Source organism: Roseateles sp. GW821-FHT09H10, from assembly GCF_059415865.1.
In genome coordinates this window covers 1,256,512-1,275,082 of the sequence record NZ_JBWKOB010000001.1, presented here as the reverse complement: position 1 = coordinate 1,275,082, position 18,571 = coordinate 1,256,512, and the positions used below count along the sequence as shown (strand labels likewise).

Here is an 18,571-nt window from a genome sequence, read left to right as displayed (position 1 = left end):
ATGTCGCCCTCCTGGAGCTACAGCGTCTCGGTGCGCAGCCTGTGCGAGTTCACCGCCAAGCGCGGCGACCTGGACCGCCGCTTCACGCCGTCCGCCACCGCGCTGGAGGGCCAGGCCGGCCAGCTGGCCGTGCTGGCGCGCCGTTCGCCGGGCTATGAGATCGAGCTGCCACTGGAAGCCCAGGTCGGCCACCTGCGCGTACGCGGCCGGGCCGACGGCTACGAGGCCGACGTGAACCGGCTGGAGGAGATCAAGACCATCCGCGGTCCCGTCGACCTCATCCCCGAGAACCGCCGCGCCCTGCACTGGGCCCAGCTCGAGACCTATGGCGCCCTCATCGCCGCCGACCGCGGGCTGACCGAGCTGGAGCTGGCCCTGGTCTATGTGGACGCCGACAGCCAGAACGAGACCGTGCTGCGCGAGACCGTCACGGCCGCCGCCCTGCAGGCCGCCTTCGAGGCCCGCTGCCACGCCTTTGAGGCCTGGGCCCGGCAGGAGGCCGAGCACCGCGTCCGGCGCGATGCAGACCTGAGCGCACTGCCCTTCCCCAAGGGCGAGCTGCGCCCGGGCCAGCGCCTGCTGGCCGAGGCCGTCTACCGCGTCGCCGCCCACGGCCGCCATCTGCTGGCCCAGGCGCCCACCGGCATCGGCAAGACCCTGGGCACGCTCTACCCGCTGCTGCGCGCCATGCCCACGCAGCAGCTGGACAAGATCGGCTACATGACCTGCAAGGGCACCGGCCGCATCGCCGCGCTGGAAGCCCTGGATGCGCTGCGCGAGGTGTCGACAACGAAGTCGCTGCGCGTGCTGACCCTGGTGGCCAAGGAGCAGGCCTGCGAGTACCCGACCAAGGCCTGCCATGGCGATGCCTGCCCGCTGGCCAACGGCTTCTACGACAAGCTGCCCGCCGCCCGCGCCGAGGCCGTGCAGACCGCCTGGCTGGACCCGGCCGCCCAGCGCCGCATCGCGCTGCAGCACGAGGTCTGCCCCTACTACCTCGGCCAGGAGCTGCTGCGCTGGGCCGATGTCGTCGTCGGCGATGTCCACCACGCCTTCGACCCCTATGGCCAGCTCTATGGCCTGTCGCAGGCCCAGGGCTGGAAGCTGGCCCTGCTGGTGGACGAGGCCCACAACCTCATCGACCGCGCCCGCGACATGTACAGCGTCAGCCTCAGCCTGGCGCGGGTGCGCGAGGTGCTCGCCAGCGCGCCCATGAGCCTGCGCGCGCCGCTGCGCCGCCTGGCCGGCGAGCTGGCGCGCCTGGGCCGCGACCAGGTCGAGGACTACCAGCCCCTGCCCAGCCTGCCCGACGCGTTGGCCGAGGCCCTGCAGCGCGTCAACGTCGCCCTGGGCGAGCATGTGCAGAAGCACCCGCTGGAGGTGGGCACGCTGCTGGAGTTCTATTTCGAATGCTTCGGCCTGCAGCGCCTGCTGGACCGCTTCGACAGCCACTCCCTGTGCGACCTGCAGCGCAGCGCCGGCCGCGTGCTTCTGGCCGATGCGCCGCTGAACCTGTCGCTGCTGGAAGACGACGAGCCCGTCGACACCGGCGAGGTGCGTGACGTGGTGCTGTCTGTACGCAATATCGTGCCGGGCTTCTTCCTGAAGGAGCGCTTCGAGGGCTGCCACAGCGTCACGCTGTTCTCGGCCACGCTGGGCCCGCCCGACTACCCGCGCCAGCTTCTGGGCATGCCCGAGGACACGGCCTGGATCGACGTGCCCGCGCCCTTCCCGCCCGAGCATCTCGTCGTGCAGGTCGCGCAACGCCTGTCCACTCGCTACGAGCACCGCGAGGCCTCGCTGGACGCGCTGGTCGACCTGCTCGCCGCCCAGTTCGCCGAGCACCCCGGCAACTACCTCGCCTTCTTCAGCAGCTTCGACTACCTCGACAAGGCCGCGGCCCGCCTGGCGCTGCGCCACCCCGAGGTCGTGCAATGGAGCCAGGGCCGTGCCATGGGCGACACGGCCCGGCGTGCCTTCCTCGACCGCTTCGTCGAGGGCGGCCGCGGCATCGGCTTCGCCGTGCTGGGCGGCGCCTTCGCCGAGGGCGTGGACCTGCCCGGCACCCGCCTCATCGGCGCCTTCATCGCCACGCTGGGCCTGCCGCCGGTGTCGCCGCTGCAGGACCAGGTGCGCGAACGCCTGGACACCCTGTTCGGCGCCGACCATGGCTATGCCGACCTCGTACCCGGCCTGCAGAAGGTCGTGCAGGCCGCCGGCCGCGTGCTGCGCTCGGTGGACGACAAAGGCTGGGTCTGGCTGCTGGACAAACGCTATGCCCGGCCGGAAGTGCGGGCCTTGTTACCCGCTTGGTGGCAGCTGTAGCGGCGGCGCATCCGCGCGCATTCCGGGCCGAGCGCTGAGCCGCTCCCGAGCCGGCCCGCCATGGCGATGTGCTTGCGGCTCGATGCCGCAAGCATCGCCGTGCCCTCGGGGGACCGATCAGGCACGCCCGCGTTCAGCGGCGCGGGACTGAGCGAGGGGTAGAGTTGATTCCATGTTTGACCACGTCAAGTTCGGCGTCAGCGACTTCGCCGCCAGCAAGGCCTTCTATCTGCAGGCCCTGGCGCCCCTCGGCGTCACGGCCGGCACGGAAGGCGAGCCGAGCTACGGCATCGAGCTCGTCATCGAGGGCCAGATCACCAGCCTGTGTCTGTTCGAGACGAAGGAGAAACCGGCCCATCTGCATCTCGCCTTCATGGCGCAGACACGCCAGCAGGTCGATGAGTTCTATCGCGAGGCGCTGGCGGCGGGTGCCAGGGACAACGGCATACCGGGCCTGCGGCCCAAGTACCACGCGAACTACTACGCGGCCTTCGTCATCGACCCGGACGGGCACAACATCGAGGCCGTGTGCCACGCGCCCGAGGCCTGAAGCGACCCTCTTTGTGTGGGGATGTTGCGACCCGTCGCGAACGGGCTGCACCCGGTAACCGGGGCCGCGCCAAGGCATGCCACGCTGCGGGCCCATGAGCCCCTGCCCTTTGCCTTCTTCTCCCTTGTCCCTCACTGCGTCGCGCCTGCTGCCCCTGACTGTCGCCACCGTGGTGGCATTGACCGGCTGCGGCGGCGGGTCCGACTCACCGGCTCCGCCACCATCCCCCGCTCCCGCGCCTGCTCCGACGCCTGCTCCCGCACCGACGCCTGCGCCGGCCCCTGCACCCACGCCGGCGCCCGCGCCTCCCACCGCCGGCACCCGCATCACCTGCAATCTGGCCAACTTCCAGGCCGACATGCTGGCGGCCGTGAATGCCCATCGCCGTGCCGGCGCCACCTGCGGCGCCAACGGTGCCTTCGCGGCGGCGCGTGAGCTGACGTGGAACGCGGCCCTGACTCAGGCCGCCGTGGCCCACAGCGACGACATGGTGGCGAACAACTTCTTCAGCCACACCGGCAGCAACGGCAGCACCCTGGGCACGCGCGCGACGGCGGCCGGCTACAGCTGGAGCAGCCTGGGCGAGAACATCGCCGCCGGCCAGTCCACCGTCGCCATCGTGGTGGACGGCTGGATGAAGAGCGACGGCCATTGCGCCAACCTGATGAACCCGGGCTTCCGCGAGATCGGCGTCGCCTGCGTGGCGGGCAATGCCAACACCACCTACCGCACCTACTGGACGCAGGATTTCGGCAGTGGACGGTGAGCCCCTCGCCCAGCCGGCCGCGCTGAACGCGGGCCGGTCTGGTCGGTCCCCCGAGGGGACGGCGATGCTTGCAGCATTGAGCTGCAAGCACATCGCCATGGCGGGCCGGCTTGGGAGCGGCCCGGCGCTCGGCCCGAATGCATCAGCCGCAGAACCTGCAATCTTTTTTCTTCTGAGCTGAATCCAAACGCCTCGCCCGGACGCTCCAAGGAAGCACCATTCACCTGTTTCCCCGGAGCCGCCCATGTTCTTCGACAGCTTCCACGACGTCAGCCCGCTGATGATTCCCATCCTTTCGCTGCTGATTCCCATCGTGGCCATCGTGGCCCACTACCTGGGCAAGGCCCACAGCGAGCGCCAGCGCCACGAGACCATCCGCGAGCTGGCCCGGGCCGGCCAGCCCATCCCGCCCGAGCTGCTCAGCGATGTGCAGGACAGCGACTGGCACCGCGCCAGGCGCGACCAGGCCAACCCCAATCGCATCCTGATTCCCACCGTCATCAACGTCGGCCTCGGCCTGGGCCTGATGGGCATGTTCAACGCCATGATGCCCGGCACCTGGCTGTGGAGCATCGGCCTGATCCCCCTCTTCCTGGGGCTGGGCCTGGGGATCTACTGGGCCGTCGAGCGCAAGCAGCAACCGTCCCAGCCGTGACCTCCGGCGTGCCCGCCGCGCCTGCCGAGGCGGCCTTGCAGGAGGCCCGCCTGGTGGCCCGCGCCGCTGCCGGCGATCGCGCGGCCTTCGCCGCCCTCGTGCAGGCCCACCAGGGCTATCTGCGCAAGCTGCTCGGCCGAGTCTGCCGCGGCGACCAGGGCCGCGCCGACGACCTTGCACAGGAAGCCTTCGTGCGCGCCTGGCGCGCCCTGCCCAAGTTCCGCGGCGAGTCGCGCTTTCGCACCTGGCTGACGCGGCTGGCCTATTCCGCGCTGTCGGCAGAGAGGCCGGCCCTGCCCCTGATCGACGACGCAGCGCCCGAGCTGGGTTCCGACAGCGACTTCGCTCCAGGCGCCGACTGGCGCATCGACCTCGACCGCGCCATGGCCGGCTTGAGCGAGGCCCAGCGCCACGCGCTGCTGCTCTGCTATGGCGCCGACCTGAGCCACGCCGAAGCCGCCCAGGTGCTGGGCTGGCCGCTGGGCACCGTCAAGACGCAGGTGCTGCGCGCCAAAGCCAAGCTGCGCGAGCAATTGAAAGCATGGGAGAACACGCCATGACGACCACGAATCTCCACGACGACGGCAGCGACGCTTTCGACGCCGCGCTGCGGGCCCGGCTGCAGGGCGATGACGAACCCGATGACGACGGCTTCAGCCTGCGCGTGATGGCGGCGGCGGCTCCCAAGGGCGTCACGACGCAGCAACGACGCTGGGCGCGCAGCGCCAGGCGGGCGCAATGGGCGGCCATCAGCATCGCGGCCTGTGGGACGGCGGCGCTTTTGGCGGGCGAAAACGGGCCGCTGGACCTGCCCCATGCGGTGGCTGCGGTGGCGCTGATGGGATTGCTGATCTTCTGGTCGATCCCGAGCCGCTGGAGTCGGGGGTGAGGCTGCTCCGGGCGGCCGCGATGGCGCTCTGACCGGCGAGAATCGCGCCCCAGGCGGCCTCTCGCGGAGGCCATCAGAAGAATTTCACAGGTCGGCGTGGCGCCTCACGGACGACGAGGGAGGAATGGATGATCGGTCTCGGAATTGCCGGGCGGCGGCTGCTCGCCCTGGCGCTCGCCTCTTTGCTGCTCGCTCTCGGCGGATGCGCGACCAGCATCCAGACCTACGACAACCAGAAGCCGTCCAAGAGCCAGGCCATCGTGCTGCTGGGGCTGGATTCCAAGATCCCTCTGTCCGGCGCCGCCGCATGCTCGCTGTGTCCGTCGATGACCTTCGGCGGGCGCAAGGACATCTATGCCTTCGCGGTCAATGTGGGCAGCTCCTTCGCCATCACGGGCCTCTCGACCTATGACAAGCGGGTCGCCACCGTGAACGCCGAGGCTCTGAAGATCGACAAGCCGGGCATCTACTACTACGGCACCATCACGGGCAACCGCTTGGGCGCCGCTGTCCTGCGCGCGCCCGATGTGCGCATGCTGCTGGCGGCCAAGCGCAAGTTCGGCGACCGCTTCGACGATCTGGCGCCCGTCGACTTCAGCTGGCCCGATCCGTCGCGAGACAGCCTGCTGCCCGACAGCTATCGCGTCTCCAGCACCGTGCAGGCGGCGCTGCGCAAGTACACGGGTTTCTCCATCCGCGTCGACCGGCTGGCCGCCGCTGCCCAGCCCGACGTCCGCTGCCGCATGGGCGGCCCTCTGCCCAACCCCGACTTCCTGCCCTACGAGGAATACATCCGGCGCGCCCTCAACCTGGAGCTCGCCATCGCGGGCCTGTACGGCGAGGACGCCCAGGCGCACACGCTTTCCGGCGCCATCACGGAACTGTCCTTCGCCAACTACATGGACACGCACTGGAAGATGGGCATCCGGCTCGACGCCAGGCCCGGCCTGAGCGTCTCGGCCCGCCGGACGGCGCCCTATGCGGTCTCCATCCACGCCAATCCTGGCGAGGCCTGCGCCGCCGGCGAAGACGCCGTCGCAGGCGCGGTCGCGCGGCTGCTCGAAACCCTGGTTACCTCCGGCGAATTCGACGCGTTCATGACAGGGCTGGCCAGCGCATCGACACGCGCACGCTAGTGCGGCTTGGCTGCCGGCCCCGCCTGGGCAAGATGCGGCGCCATGATGAAGCCACACGCCCACGGCCGGCGCCCTGGGGCAGGCGGCGATGACGAGCGCATCGTGCCGACGGCCCGCACCTGGCAGGTCGGCCGGCGCTGACGCCCGCGGCTCAGGCCTCGATGCCGAGGCTCAGCCTGAGCTTCTTGGGCAGCTTGCCCGCCACCAGCTCATGCGAGCGCTTGACCAGCGCCTTCAGCTCGGCCAGCGGCAGCGCCTTGGGGTCTTCTACCGCCACCCAGTGATAGCGCGCCGCATAGGGCGCCGGCTTGATGCCGGGCAGGCCGGTCAGCTCCAGGAAGCGGTGCTCGTCAACCTTGAAGCTGCAATGCGTCCATTTGTCGGGGTGAGGCCCGCCGACGAAGAACATCTTGGCGCCAACGCTGGCGACCCAATCGGCGCCCCATTTGACGTCTTGCGTCGCACCGGGCAGTTCCATGGCGTACTTGGCGAGTGTGGAAAAACTCATGGTGCAGGGCACGACGCCGAGGCGGCCGGGGTGGAGGGAGGGCGATTCTCGTCCTCTGAAACCGCAATAGCGGCAATTTGCAGCAGAGCCACCCCTGGCTGGGTGGATGCGCGGCGGGCGAGGCCGTCGACAATGCGGCGATACACCTTGTCACACCGGGTTTGCGCCCGGAAGCGGCCGTCGCCGCCTTCGTCACCTCGCCTGCCGGATGCTCCTCCAAGACCTGGGCCCCAGCCCGATCAAAGCGCCGCCCGTCACCGCCTTGCAGAAGGGCATGGAACTCTTCCATGCCACGCCGCCGAACTATGAATCGGCCGTGCGCTGCTTTCGCGCCGCCGCGGACGCAGGCAGCGGCGACGGCCTGGCCATGCTCGGGCTGTGCCAGCTGGAGGGCCTGGGCATGCCGGCGGATCCGGTGCAAGCGCGTGCGCTGCTGAAGCAGGCCGCCGCACGCCGCAGCGCCCTCGGGCGCTTCCAGCTGGGCCGCGTGCTGATGACCGGCCGGGGCGGCGAAGCCGATGAAGGCGCGGGCCTGACGGCCTATGTGGCCGCGGCCGCCATGGGCCATGCCGAGGCCACCTTCAATCTGGCCAACTGCCTGTTCGCCGGCGTCGGCTGCATTCCGGATCGCCTCGCCGCCAAATCCCTCTACCTGCGCGCCCGTGCCCTTGGCTGCAGCCTGCGCCCGCAAGGCGTGCAGGTCAAGCGCAGCGAGCTGAAGGCGGTGCGCGTGCTGGCCGAGCGTTTCGCCGACCCGAGCCGCATGTTCTTCCTCGTGCAGGAGCGCCAGCAGCAGCTCGCCCTGGCCTATGCCCCGGCGCCGCGCGACCCGGCACAGGAGGCGGGCGCCGATGCCGGCCCCGGCACCCTGCGCAACGCCGGGCGGCTGGCCGCCGGGGTCGTGGCCGCCATGGCCGGCACCCTGGGCTACTACCTGCGGCCGAGCTCCGGCGACGCGGGCCCGACGACGATCGACTTCTGACCTCGGGGTGGCCGGCGCGCCGGCAATATTTCACGCTCCGCTCGGCCAACAAGTTACACCTTGCAAGACCCGGGTCCTGCAATCGATGTCGAGGCCGGCCGTTGCCCACAATCTAGGGATTAGAGGCCCCATCGGGCCCGCATCACCAGGTTGTCGTTGGATGAACTCCCGAGATCCGGGCCTTGCCCCACCCCCTGCCGCGAGCTTTGACGCCACGGCCATCAACCCCTTGGACCATGGCATGGCCCTGTTCGAGGCCACGCCACCCGACTACACGCGCGCCGTGGGCTGGTTCCGCGCGGCGGCGGATGGCGGCGACGCCGACGGCCTCGCCATGCTGGGCCTTTGCCAGCTGGAGGGCCTGGGCCTGCCGGCCGACACGGCGCAGGCCCGCGGCCTGCTGGAGATGGCGGCGACGCGCGGCAGCGCCATCGGCCGCTTCCACTTCGGCCGGGTGCTGATGACGGGCAGCGGCGGCCCGGCCGACGAGGCGCGCGGTGTGGCGGCCTATGTGTCGGCGGCGGCCATGGGCCACCCCGAGGCCTGCTTCAATCTGGCCAACTGCCTCTACGCCGGCGTGGGCTGCCTGCCCGACCGCCTGGCCGCCAAGGCCCTGTATCTGCGCAGCCGCACGCTGGGCTGCACGCTGCGCGCCCAGGGCGTGCGGATCCGCACCCGCGAATTGAAGGTCGTCAGCACGCTGGCCCAGCGCTTTGCCGATCCCGACCGCCTCATCTTCCTGGTCCAGGAGCGCCAGCAGGAGATCGCCCTCGTGCAGGCCGTGGCCCAGCGCGAGCTGCGCCGCGAGGCGCGGGCCAAGCCGCGCGGCTGGCGCAAGGCGAGTCATCTGGCTGCCGGTGTCATGGCGGCCATGGCCGGCACGCTGGCCCACTATGTGCGCATGCCCAAGCGCGACGCCGGTCCGACGACGGTCAACTTCTGAGCCACCGCCAGCGCCTTCCTCGGTGAAAAATCCCGCGCCTCAAGCTTGAGGATGACAGGCCGGCCGGACCGCCCCTAACTTCCGTTTCGCTAACGAACTTCTTCGGCGCAGCGAAGAAGGCGAACAGGGAGCGCGGATGGCCACCATCAAGAACATCAAGTCGCTGGACCAGGGCGACTTCACGATCGGCCCGGTGACGGGCCGCATCAAGGTCGAGCCCAAGCCCAAGCCGCCGCAGCTCAGCCTGCTGGGTGGGCTGGCGCCACTGGTCGGCACCTGGAAGGGCTCGGGCTTCAACCAGATCTGGCGCCCTCGCCAGGGCACCCCGACCCATTTCCTGCAGCTCAATGAAACGATAGAGGAACTGCAGTTCGTCGAGATCGCGGGCGAGATTCCCAACCGTGGCCTGCTGCAGCAGGACATCAGCCTGCACGGCATGACCTATCTGCAGCTGGTCAAGGATGCCCATGTCAAGGAGGGCGGCAAGCCGCTTGGCATCCATATCGAGCCTGGCCTCTGGCTCAACATCCCGGCCACCAGCAACCCCGCGAATCCTCCGACGGTGGCGCGGCTGGGCAATGTCCCCCATGGCACGGCCTTCGTCGCGCAGGGCATTGCCCGCACGCGCAAGGGGCCGCCGCAGTTTCCTTTCGCCAGCATCCGGCCCTTCCGCCAACTCGAGGACACCGTCCAGGAGTTCGATTTCCCCGAGGAGCAGCTGGGCACGCCCTCGCTGTTTCGCACCGCGGCGGCCGACATCCCCAACGTGACGCAGGACATGGTCGACAACCCGAACTCCGCGCTGCAGGCCGCCCAGGCCGGCAAGACCATCCTGTCGACGACGATGCTGCGCGTCTCCACCATGGCCCTGAAGCCGCCCTCGGCCGGCGGTGGCAACGGCAATATCGATTTCCTGCTGACGAACGCGAACTCCGTACAGGTGGATGCCACCTTCTGGATCCAGGACATCGTGATCAACGGCGAGAAGAAGCTCCAGCTGCAGTACAGCCAGCGCGTGATCCTGGACTTCAACACCCTGAGCTGGCCGCACTGGAGCGTCGCGACGCTCATCAAGCAGTAGCGCGCGCCGAGCGGCGCAAAAACTCATCGCGCTGAGAACTGGCGGCCGCGGAGCGCCGCAGAATCCAGGGCTGCATCCATCCGCCCTGCCTCGCGCCATGCCCGTCATCACCTGCATCGAAGACCTGCGCCAGCTCGCCCAGAAGCGCGTGCCGCGCATGTTCTACGACTACGCCGATTCCGGCTCCTGGACGGAGACCACCTACCGCGCCAACGAGAGCGACTTCCAGGCCATCAAGCTGCGCCAGCGCGTGGCGGTCAACATGGAAGGCCGCAGCACGGCCGTGAAGATGGTGGGCCAGGACGCCAAGATGCCGGTGGCCATCGCGCCCGTCGGCCTGACCGGCATGCAGCACGCCGACGGCGAGATCCATGCGGCGCGGGCGGCCGAGAAGTTCGGCATCCCCTTCACGCTGAGCACGATGAGCATCTGCTCCATCGAGGACATCGCCGAGCACACCTCGGCGCCCTTCTGGTTCCAGCTCTACATGATGCGCGATCGCGACGCGATGGCGCGCATGATCCAGCGCTGCAAGGCGGCGAAGTGTTCGGCCCTGGTGCTGACGCTGGACCTGCAGGTCATCGGCCAGCGCCACAAGGACCTGAAGAACGGCCTCACCGCGCCGCCGCGGCCGACGCTGGCCAATATCCTCAACCTGGCCACCAAGCCACGCTGGTGCCTGGGCATGCTGGGCACGAAACGCCACACCTTCCGCAACCTCGTCGGCCATGTGAAGGGCGTCAGCGACATGCGCTCCCTGTCGGCCTGGACCAACGAGCAGTTCGACCCCCGCCTGTCCTGGGCTGACATCGCCTGGGTCAAGGCCCAATGGGGCGGCAAGCTCATCCTCAAGGGCATCATGGACGTCGAGGACGCCAAGCTGGCCGTGCAGGCGGGCGCCGACGCCATCGTCGTCAGCAACCACGGTGGCCGCCAGCTCGACGGCGCGCCGAGCAGCATCCACGCGCTGCCGGCCATTGCAGCCGAGGTGGGCTCGCAGCTCGAAGTCTGGATGGACGGCGGCATCCGCTCCGGCCAGGACGTGCTCAAGGCCTGGGCTCTCGGAGCGCGGGGCACCATGATCGGCCGCGCCATGGCCTATGGCCTGGGCGCCATGGGCGAGGAAGGCGTGGCCAAGGCGCTGGCCATCCTGCACAAGGAGCTGGACGTGACCATGGCCTTCTGCGGCCACACGCAGTTGGCGAACGTCACGCGCGACATCCTGGTGCCCGGGACCTACCCGATCGCCTGAAGCCCCTCGTCCAAGGAGTACCTTGGCCGGTCCCCCGAGGGGACGGCGATGCGTGCCGGATCGACCGTCACGCACATCGCCGGTGCGGGCCGGCTAGGGAACGGCCCGGCGCTCGGCCCGCGTACTGAACTTCACCACGGTGTCTCGGCCGCCGTGCCCTGGTGATAGAGCATCTGCCAGGCCCCGCCCTCGTTCACCCAGATCGACGAGCGCAGCGTGTGCCGCGTCAACGATCCGTCGGGCAGACGATGTGCGGCGCGATAAGTCAGCAAGGCAGCAGCAGGTCCGAGGAGGCGCACCGCAAACTGATCTGGCACCACGCTTGCCGGGCCTTCGGCGCTGCCCCCCTGCTCAACCAGAAAGCGCAGGACGGTCGGCCTGTCATAGGCCCGGCCCGAACGCCCGACCTCGTGGAAGTCCGCATGCAGCAGGACTTGCAGGCGCGCGGCGTCCAAACGTAGGCCAGGATGGTGCAGGTCGGTTTCGAGGCGCCGCAGCGTCTCCAGCAGAGCGTCGTCTTCCATGCGGCGCATTGTCGTCAGCCGCGATGACTTTTCGCTGGCGCGATGACTTTTCGCTGGCGCGCCCGGCCATGCGCTACTGTGCCCCCATGAAGCCCGTCGCCGCCTGCATCGCCTTCGCCCTGTCCACGCTGAGCCTGGCGGCCGCCGCCCAGACCTGCGCGCCGCCCGCCAACCTGAAGACCGAGGCCGACCCGGTTCGCATCCAGCAGCAGGCCATCGCCCTGCTGCCCTGCCTCGCCCACCTCGACCCGCAGCTGCGCGACGACATCGCCTTTGAACAGATCGCGGCCTGGGCGCGTTCGGGCAAGCTGGAGGCGCCCACGCTGCAGCGGCTGCGGGCCGACCTGGTGGCCGTGCTCGACGCCAAGCCCGACGCGGCCGGTGTGCACCAGCCCTTTGCGGTGCTGACCCTGGCCGAGGTGGCGCGGGCCGACCGGCTCAAGCCCTTCATGAGTCCCGAGCAACGCGCCGAGCTGGTGGACCGCGCGGCGCGCTTCCTGACCGGCGTGCGCGACTACCGTGGCCTCATCTCCGGCGAGGGCTGGCGCCACGGCGTGGCCCATGGCGCCGATCTGGCCCTGCAACTCGGCATGAACGAGGCCCTCAGCCCCGCCCAGCGCCAGGCACTGCTGGACGCCGTCAGCAGCCAGGTGCTGGCCGACCACAGGCATGCCTATCGCTACGGCGAGGGCAACCGCCTGGCGCGAGCAGCGCTGCAACTGCAGCTCCGGCTCAAGCCGGAGGAAGCCGCGCTGCAGGCCTGGCTGGACCGGCTGCTGCAGCCGCTGAAGGCCGCCCAGGCCTGGGACGAGACCGCCTTCACGGACCTGCACAATCTGCGCGAATTCCTGTGGCCTCTGCTGGCCGGTGCACTGGACGTGACCGACGCTGGGCAGCGAGACAAGCTGGTCGTGCCACTGCAGAAAACACTGCGCCGTCTGCCCTAGCGCTCAGCGTCCGCGTGGCGCTCGAAATGCAGGCGGTCGTGCCAGACGCCGCCCAGCTCGAAGCTGCGCAGCGAGCGGCCGAACTCGCGAAAGCCGTTGCGCTGCAGCACCTTGATCGAGCCCTCGTTGCCGACCCGTGCCACTGCCTCCACGCGTGCCAGGCGCAGTTCGCTGAAGGCCTTGTCCAGCACCAGGCGCACGGCCTCGCTCGCATAGCCTCGGCCGCAGGCGGCTTCGGCCATGCGGTAGCCCAGCTCGCACATCTGGAAGTGGCTGCGCTTCACGCCCACCAGGTTGACGCGCCCGACCAGCTCGCCGGCCTCGTTGCGCACCAGGAACTGGTAGCCCTTGTCCTCCGCGGCCTCGCGCTCGGCCAGCGCGATGGCGGCGCGCACGGCCTCCGGCGAATAGTAGGTGGCCGGCCGCCAGTTGATGCGGGCCTCGAAGAAGGCACGGTTGTCGGCCTCGAAGCGCAGCAGTTCGTCGGCGACGTCGAGGGTGGGGGCAATGAGTTGAAGCAAAGGCATGGCCGGCGCATTTGAACAGCCGTTAGGCTCTCGGCCCGGAGGTCGCCCCATGCATCTGAACCGCTTCCTTGGATGGCTCGCCGCCCTGCCCCTGCTGGCGGCGGCCGCCGACATTCCCGACAGCGCCGCCATCGACGCCGAGGCCGCCCGGCTGATGGCCGCCACCCAGGCCCAGGGCCTGGCGCTGGCCGTCGTCGGCGACGGCCAGGTCGTGCATGTGGCCGCCTACGGCAAGCGCAATGCGGCCGGCGAGCCGCTGCTGACCGACACCGTCATGTACGGCGCCTCGCTGACCAAGGCCGTCTTCGGCTTCGCCGTCATGCAGCTCGTGGACGGCCGCCAGCTGGACCTGGACCGGCCGATTGCCGCCTACCTCGACAAGCCCCTGCCCGACTACCCGCGCGACGGCAAATACGGCCCCTGGCAGCACCTCGCCGGCGACGAGCGCTGGCGCAACCTGACGCCGCGCATGCTGTTGACGCACAGCAGCGGCTTCGGCAATTTCGCCTTCCTGGAGCCCGACCGCCGCCTGCGCATGCATTTCGCCCCCGGCACGCGCTATGCCTATTCGGGTGAAGGGCTGATCCTGCTGCAGTTCGTGCTGGAGCGCGGCCTGGGCCTGGACATGGGCGCGGAGATCCAGCGCCGCGTCTTCGACCGCTTCGGCATGAAGCGCACCGCCATGATGTGGCGGCCCGACTTCCGGCCCAATCTCGCCGACGGCTGGACCCTCGACGGCAAGGCCGTGCCGCATGACGAGCGCAGCCGTGTGCGCGTGGCCGGCTCCATGGACACGACCATCGCCGACATGGCGCGCATGGCGGCCGGCTATGTGAAGGGCGTCGGGCTGTCACCGGAAGCCGCCGCGGCGCTGACCGCCCCGCATTTGCCCATCACGACGGCCTCGCAGTTCCCGACGCTGCAGCCCGAGCTGCCGCCGGCCAAACGCCGTGCCGATCTCGCCGCAGGCCTCGGCGTCATCGCCTTCACGGGGCCGCAAGGCGCGGGCTTCTACAAGGGCGGCCACGACGACAGCACCGGCAACACCTGGGTCTGCGTCAAGGCCAGCCGGCGCTGCGTCGTCATCCTGGCCAACGACGTGCGCGCCGAGCGGGCCTTTCCTCAGCTGGTGAAGTTCATCCTCGGCGAGACCGGCGTGCCCTGGGACTGGGAGTACGGCACGATGGCCTTCGTGCGCTAGCGGCCCGCCGTCGTCACGAGTGCCTGTGCCTCTGCCGCCGTGACAGGGCCCGTCCCCGTCACCTCGACGACGACCAGATAGCCCGCCAGGTCGGCCCGCGCGCCGGCGGCGGCATAAGTCTGCGCCAGCGTGAGCTGGCGGCTGGCCAGCAGGCGGCCGCTGGACGGGTCCCAGTCCTCGTTGGAGATCATGCAGCCCTGCTGCGGCGTGCCGGGGAAATAGCTGGTGCCGGCGTAGTAGGCGGGGTTGATGGTCGTGCCGTGGACGAGCAGCTCGTCGCGTCCCGCGCGGCCGGCCAGCCAAGCCTCCTTGATCGCCGGAAAGCCGCGCCAACTGGGTGGCAGGAAGCTCTCGTAGACGGCCTCGCTCCAAGCGGTGGGCAAGTTGTCGACATGCTCGAACTCGGCAGTTGTCGCCTCGATGGGCAGCTTGCTGTGCAGATAGGGCACGGGGCCGATATTGGGATTGGTGGCCGTGCCGGCACCGACGACAGTGAAGACGCCTTGCGGCGTGTTGCCATTGGTGATGGTGCCGGGCAGGCCGCTGCGCGACAGGGCCAGCTGGGGCTGAGCGAAGAGCTGGCCGCGCGCATCGCGCACGAAGCGGCCGTCGGCGGCGCGAACCAGCACCAGGCCCATGTCGCCACGGCCGGGGCGCTGCAGGCTGTAGAGGACCGGGAAGCCCGGGCGCAGCGGTGCGGCCAGCAGCTCGGCCAGCGGCGGCTGGGCGGGGCGCGTGGTGGCCACCTCGTCCATCAGCGCGACCAGCCGCGCATCGTCGCGCCATTGCGGGAACTGGCGCGGCACGAGGTCGCGGATGAACTCGGCGTAGCCCGGATTGGCGGCTTTCAGCGTGTAGGCCGCGATGGCGAAGGGCCGGCTCAACGTCAGCTGCGTGAGCAGGGGTTGCAGGGCCGCTTGCACGGCGGCGTCGCCCGTGTACAGCGCGCGCGCCGCGGTCAGCAGCGCACGCTGATGGTTGGGGTCGCGGCTGGCCAGCGTCGGCAGCGCGTCCAGCAGCAGGGGCTTGGCGGCGGCGGCCTCGAGGTTGTATTGCGCGACCAGGTCGAAGAGGCGCGGCAGCGCCGCGTCGCGCTCGGGGCCGGGCGGCAGCGCGATGCGGGCGCGGATGTCGGCCAGCACGGCCTCGCGCAAGGCACGTTCACCGTCGGTCGACGTGGCCGGCCAGCTGAAGTCGCCCGGGCGCAGGGCCAGCAGTTCGGCGGCGCTGTAGCGCTTGTCGGGTCCGGGCTGGGGCTTGAGCGGCGCGCAGGCGGCCAGGGCCAGGGTCAGCAGGGCGATGGAGAGTCGGGCGATCATGGGGGCAGAGAAATTTGCGGGCTGCTGTCGAAATCGTGCGCCCCGCTTCGTCATAGTGTCAGGCAAGCGCCTCTCATCCACTTCACACCCATCCCAGGAGACTCCGATGACCCGACTGCTGCTGATCCCCGCCCTGCTCTGCGCGTCGCTCGCCCAGGCCGCGCCGATCACCTATGTCGTCGACCCGACCCACACCTACCCCAGCTTCGAGGCCGACCACATGGGCCTGTCGGTGTGGCGCGGCAAGCTGAACAAGAACGCCGGCACCGTCGTCTACGACAAGGCCAATGGCAGCGGCAGCGTGGACATGCAGATGGATCTGGCCAGCATCGACTTTGGCCTGGACGCGATGAATGCCTGGGCCAAGGGCAAGGATTTCTTCAACGTCGAGAAGAACCCCAGCGCCAGCTTCAAGGGCCGCTTCGAAGGCGCCAATGGGGGCGTGCCGGGCAAGCTGGTCGGCGAGCTGACGCTGAACGGCCACACCAAGCCGATGACGCTGGCCATCCACCAGCTCAAGTGCGTCCCCCACCCGCTGTTCAAGCGCGAACTCTGCGGCGCCGACGCCAGCGGCAGCTTCAACCGCGAGGACTTCGGCCTGGGTGCCGGCAAGGACTGGGGCTTCAAGATGGACGTGAACCTGCGCATCCAGGTGGAAGCTCTGGCGAAGGAGTGAAGCCAAAGAAAAACCGGCCCCGCGGGGCCGGTTTTGCATGGGGCGCGAGGGCTTACTTGACGCCCATCTCGTCCAGCAGGCGCGTCGTCTTGTCGACGGTGCTCATCTGCCACAGCATGTAGCGCGAATCCACGCAGATGCTGCGGACCATCTTGGGGTTGAAGTCCCAGTCGGAGATGACGGCGTCCAGCGTGCCGTCGAACAGCAGGCCGACGAGCTCGGCCTTCTTGTTCAGCACCGGGCTGCCGGAGTTGCCGCCGGTGGTGTCCAGCGTGGCCAGGAAGTTCACCGGCACGGAGTCCAGGGCCTTCACGCCATAGGGGCCGAAGTTGCGGGCCTTGATCGCGGCCAGCTGCTCGGCGGGCGCGTTGAACTCGCCACCGGCTTCGACCGGCCCCTTGTGCTTGGCCTGGATGCCGCGCAGCGTCGTGAAGGCAGACCAGGTGTTGCCGTCGTTGCCAGGGTTGCGGCCCTGCACCTTGCCGAAGCTGATGCGCAGCGTGTTGTTGGCATCCGGATAGACGGCGCGGCCCTGGGCGGCATTGAAGTCGATGACGGCCTGCATGGTGCCGGCATAGGCCTGCTGCAGCTTGCCACCCAGCTCCTTGTCGCGGCTCTCGCGCTGCTGGTCGTCGTCATACAGGGCCACGGCGGCCTTGATGAAGGCGTCGTCGCTGGCCTTGAAGGCGGCCACGTCCTTGGACAGCCAGGCCAGGCGGGTGGCCTGGTCGTTCAGCTTGGAGCCGGCGTAGAGGGCGTCCAGCTTGGCGCGCACCGCCGCCTCGTCCATGCCGGCCTTCAGGCCCAGGGCGTTCAGCCAGGCGGCGTTCAGCGTGCCGGCCGGCTGGGCCAGGTACTGGGACAGGAAGTGGGCGGCGCTCTTCTTGTCGGTCTGCTCGTCGTAGCGGCGGTCCAGGCGCTCCTGGTTGGCCTTGATGCGCGAGGCGTCGCGGTCCTGGTAGCCGCTCTTGCGCTCGGCGTCGGGCTTGGCGCGCTGCACGGCGGCCTCGTAAAGCTGGCGCGCGGCCTGCAGCAGCGACGGCGAGCTGAAGCCCAGCAGCAGCTCGTTGCGCGTGGTGGCCTCGCGCTCGGCCAGCAGGGCCTCGGTGGCGGTGATGTCGGCGCCGTAGCGGGCGTTGCGCTTGGCGTCGGCCTTGACCCAGGTCTTCACGGCGTCGAAGCCGGCCGTCTTGCGGGCCAGGATGTCGCCGCCGTCATAGCTCTGCTGCTGGCCCTGCAGGTTCTTGAAGTAGTTCTGCAGGCCCTGCATGCGGTTGGCCATCTTGATCTCGGCATCCCGGCGGTTCGCCGTCTCGGCCTTGATGATGTCGATGGCCTCGCCCATGGTCTTGATCTGCATGGGGTGCTGCCAGCCGAAGGCGAAGTCCACTTCGCGCGGCAGGCGGTGACGGTCGGTGTGGCCCGGGTAGCCGGCCACCATGACGAAGTCGCCTTCATTCAGCGGGCTCGCCGTCGGCGAGGCGACCTTCAGGTGGTGCTTGGGCTGGTAGGGCTTGTTGTCCTTGCTGAAGTCGGCCGGCTTGCCGTCCGGGCCGACATAGGCGCGGTAGAAGCTGTAGTCGCCGGTGTGGCGCGGCCAGATCCAGTTGTCGGCGTCGCCGCCGAACAGGCCCACGCCGGTGGCCGGCGCATGTACCAGGCGCACGTCGCGGATCTCGAGCTGCTTGATCAGCTGGTACTGCAGGCCGCCGTAGAAGGCGTAGACATTGCAGCGGTGGCCGGCGTCGGCCTCGCAGGCGGCGACCAGCTTCTTCTGCGTGTTCTCGATGGCGTCGGTGCGCGCCTTGCCGGTCAGCTTCAGCGTGTCGGCGTTGAGGATCTCGGCCGACACGTCCTTCATGTCGACGGTGACCAGGATGCGGCTGCCGGGCGCGGCGGGCAGCTCATCGGCCAGGGTCTGGGCGTAGAAGCCGTTCTTCAGCAGGTCGCGGTCCGGCTTGGAGTTGTACTGGATGCTGCCGTAGGCGCAGTGGTGGTTGGTGACCGTCAGGCCCTGGGGCGACACGAAGCTGGCCGTGCAGCCGCCCAGGGAGACGACGGCGCCCATCGGGAAGGCGGTCAGGTCGTTGAGCTTGGCCGGATCCAGGGCCAGGCCGCCGGCCTTCAGGGGCTTGGCGATCTGCGGCAGTTGCTTGGGCATCCACATGCCTTCGTCGGCATGGGCAGCGGTGGCGGCCAGCACGGCCAGGGCCAGCAGCGAGAGGGAATGACGGGTCATGGAGCGGTTCGGCAAGAAGACGAAACCGCGAGGGTAACCCGCGACGGGCGC

General features: G+C 69.6%; 19 protein-coding genes. 14 read left to right on the top strand and 5 right to left on the bottom strand.

Annotation, left to right across the window (positions count from 1 at the left end; translation table 11 throughout):
• The 7 genes from AC07OY_RS05870 (at position 1) to AC07OY_RS05840 (ending at position 6,321) form a co-directional block, all read left to right on the top strand.
• Positions 1-2,325 (top strand): ATP-dependent DNA helicase, encoded by a 2,325-nt coding sequence (locus AC07OY_RS05870; RefSeq protein WP_495041578.1) that lies wholly within the window; start codon positions 1-3, stop codon positions 2,323-2,325.
• 172 nt (positions 2,326-2,497) lie between these two features.
• Positions 2,498-2,875, top strand: coding sequence for a VOC family protein (locus AC07OY_RS05865; RefSeq protein WP_495041577.1), 378 nt, complete (start codon positions 2,498-2,500; stop codon positions 2,873-2,875).
• Positions 2,876-2,999: 124 nt separating this feature from the next.
• A complete protein-coding gene (locus tag AC07OY_RS05860) occupies positions 3,000-3,641 on the top strand; it encodes a CAP domain-containing protein (protein WP_495041576.1) in 642 nt (213 codons plus the stop codon).
• A gap of 244 nt (positions 3,642-3,885) precedes the next feature.
• Positions 3,886-4,296: a DUF6249 domain-containing protein gene (locus tag AC07OY_RS05855; protein ID WP_495041575.1), complete on the top strand. Its 411-nt coding sequence runs from the start codon at positions 3,886-3,888 to the stop codon at positions 4,294-4,296.
• A complete protein-coding gene (locus AC07OY_RS05850; protein ID WP_495041574.1) occupies positions 4,293-4,856 on the top strand; it encodes an RNA polymerase sigma factor in 564 nt (187 codons plus the stop codon). Before AC07OY_RS05855 ends, AC07OY_RS05850 begins: the two co-directional genes overlap by 4 nt.
• Positions 4,853-5,185 carry a hypothetical protein gene (locus AC07OY_RS05845; protein ID WP_495041573.1) on the top strand — a complete coding sequence of 111 codons (333 nt, stop codon included), beginning with the start codon at positions 4,853-4,855 and terminating at the stop codon, positions 5,183-5,185. The genes AC07OY_RS05850 and AC07OY_RS05845 overlap by 4 nt, the downstream gene beginning before the upstream one ends.
• A gap of 128 nt (positions 5,186-5,313) precedes the next feature.
• On the top strand, positions 5,314-6,321 hold the full coding sequence (locus AC07OY_RS05840) for a hypothetical protein (protein WP_495041572.1): 1,008 nt from the start codon (positions 5,314-5,316) through the stop codon (positions 6,319-6,321).
• A gap of 151 nt (positions 6,322-6,472) precedes the next feature.
• On the opposite strand, the gene AC07OY_RS05835 is transcribed toward AC07OY_RS05840, so the two are convergent.
• Positions 6,473-6,829 (bottom strand): MmcQ/YjbR family DNA-binding protein, encoded by a 357-nt coding sequence (locus AC07OY_RS05835; protein ID WP_495041571.1) that lies wholly within the window; start codon positions 6,827-6,829, stop codon positions 6,473-6,475.
• 274 nt (positions 6,830-7,103) lie between these two features.
• Between AC07OY_RS05835 and AC07OY_RS05830 the strand changes: the two genes are divergently transcribed.
• The 4 genes from AC07OY_RS05830 (at position 7,104) to AC07OY_RS05815 (ending at position 11,087) form a co-directional block, all read left to right on the top strand.
• Entirely contained in the window at positions 7,104-7,811 is a 708-nt protein-coding gene (locus AC07OY_RS05830; RefSeq protein ID WP_495041570.1) for a tetratricopeptide repeat protein, read from the top strand.
• A gap of 160 nt (positions 7,812-7,971) precedes the next feature.
• Positions 7,972-8,754: a tetratricopeptide repeat protein gene (locus AC07OY_RS05825; protein WP_495041569.1), complete on the top strand. Its 783-nt coding sequence runs from the start codon at positions 7,972-7,974 to the stop codon at positions 8,752-8,754.
• A gap of 136 nt (positions 8,755-8,890) precedes the next feature.
• Complete coding sequence (locus tag AC07OY_RS05820; protein WP_495041568.1) at positions 8,891-9,835, top strand: heme-binding protein; 945 nt, start codon at positions 8,891-8,893, stop codon at positions 9,833-9,835.
• Positions 9,836-9,932: 97 nt separating this feature from the next.
• Positions 9,933-11,087, top strand: coding sequence for an alpha-hydroxy acid oxidase (locus tag AC07OY_RS05815; protein WP_495041567.1), 1,155 nt, complete (start codon positions 9,933-9,935; stop codon positions 11,085-11,087).
• Between the two features lie 131 nt (positions 11,088-11,218).
• Here AC07OY_RS05815 and AC07OY_RS05810 read toward each other — a convergent pair whose 3' ends face one another.
• Positions 11,219-11,611 carry a nuclear transport factor 2 family protein gene (locus tag AC07OY_RS05810; protein WP_495041566.1) on the bottom strand — a complete coding sequence of 131 codons (393 nt, stop codon included), beginning with the start codon at positions 11,609-11,611 and terminating at the stop codon, positions 11,219-11,221.
• A gap of 86 nt (positions 11,612-11,697) precedes the next feature.
• Between AC07OY_RS05810 and AC07OY_RS05805 the strand changes: the two genes are divergently transcribed.
• Positions 11,698-12,558 (top strand): DUF2785 domain-containing protein, encoded by an 861-nt coding sequence (locus AC07OY_RS05805; protein ID WP_495041565.1) that lies wholly within the window; start codon positions 11,698-11,700, stop codon positions 12,556-12,558.
• On the opposite strand, the gene AC07OY_RS05800 is transcribed toward AC07OY_RS05805, so the two are convergent.
• The gene (locus AC07OY_RS05800; RefSeq protein ID WP_495041564.1) at positions 12,555-13,085 is read right to left on the bottom strand and encodes a GNAT family N-acetyltransferase; all 531 of its coding nucleotides are present in this window, start codon (positions 13,083-13,085) and stop codon (positions 12,555-12,557) included. The two genes, AC07OY_RS05805 and AC07OY_RS05800, sit on opposite strands and share 4 nt — an antisense overlap.
• Positions 13,086-13,134: 49 nt before the next feature.
• On the opposite strand from AC07OY_RS05800, the gene AC07OY_RS05795 reads away from it, so the two are divergent.
• Positions 13,135-14,286 carry a serine hydrolase domain-containing protein gene (locus tag AC07OY_RS05795; RefSeq protein ID WP_495041563.1) on the top strand — a complete coding sequence of 384 codons (1,152 nt, stop codon included), beginning with the start codon at positions 13,135-13,137 and terminating at the stop codon, positions 14,284-14,286.
• Here the strand turns inward: AC07OY_RS05795 and AC07OY_RS05790 are convergent.
• Positions 14,283-15,605, bottom strand: coding sequence for a hypothetical protein (locus tag AC07OY_RS05790; RefSeq protein ID WP_495041562.1), 1,323 nt, complete (start codon positions 15,603-15,605; stop codon positions 14,283-14,285). The two genes, AC07OY_RS05795 and AC07OY_RS05790, sit on opposite strands and share 4 nt — an antisense overlap.
• A 106-nt stretch (positions 15,606-15,711) precedes the next feature.
• On the opposite strand from AC07OY_RS05790, the gene AC07OY_RS05785 reads away from it, so the two are divergent.
• Positions 15,712-16,281 (top strand): YceI family protein, encoded by a 570-nt coding sequence (locus tag AC07OY_RS05785; RefSeq protein ID WP_495041561.1) that lies wholly within the window; start codon positions 15,712-15,714, stop codon positions 16,279-16,281.
• Positions 16,282-16,333: 52 nt separating this feature from the next.
• Here the strand turns inward: AC07OY_RS05785 and AC07OY_RS05780 are convergent, their stop codons facing one another.
• Entirely contained in the window at positions 16,334-18,520 is a 2,187-nt protein-coding gene (locus AC07OY_RS05780; protein WP_495041560.1) for a S46 family peptidase, read from the bottom strand.
• Positions 18,521-18,571: the final 51 nt, after the last annotated feature.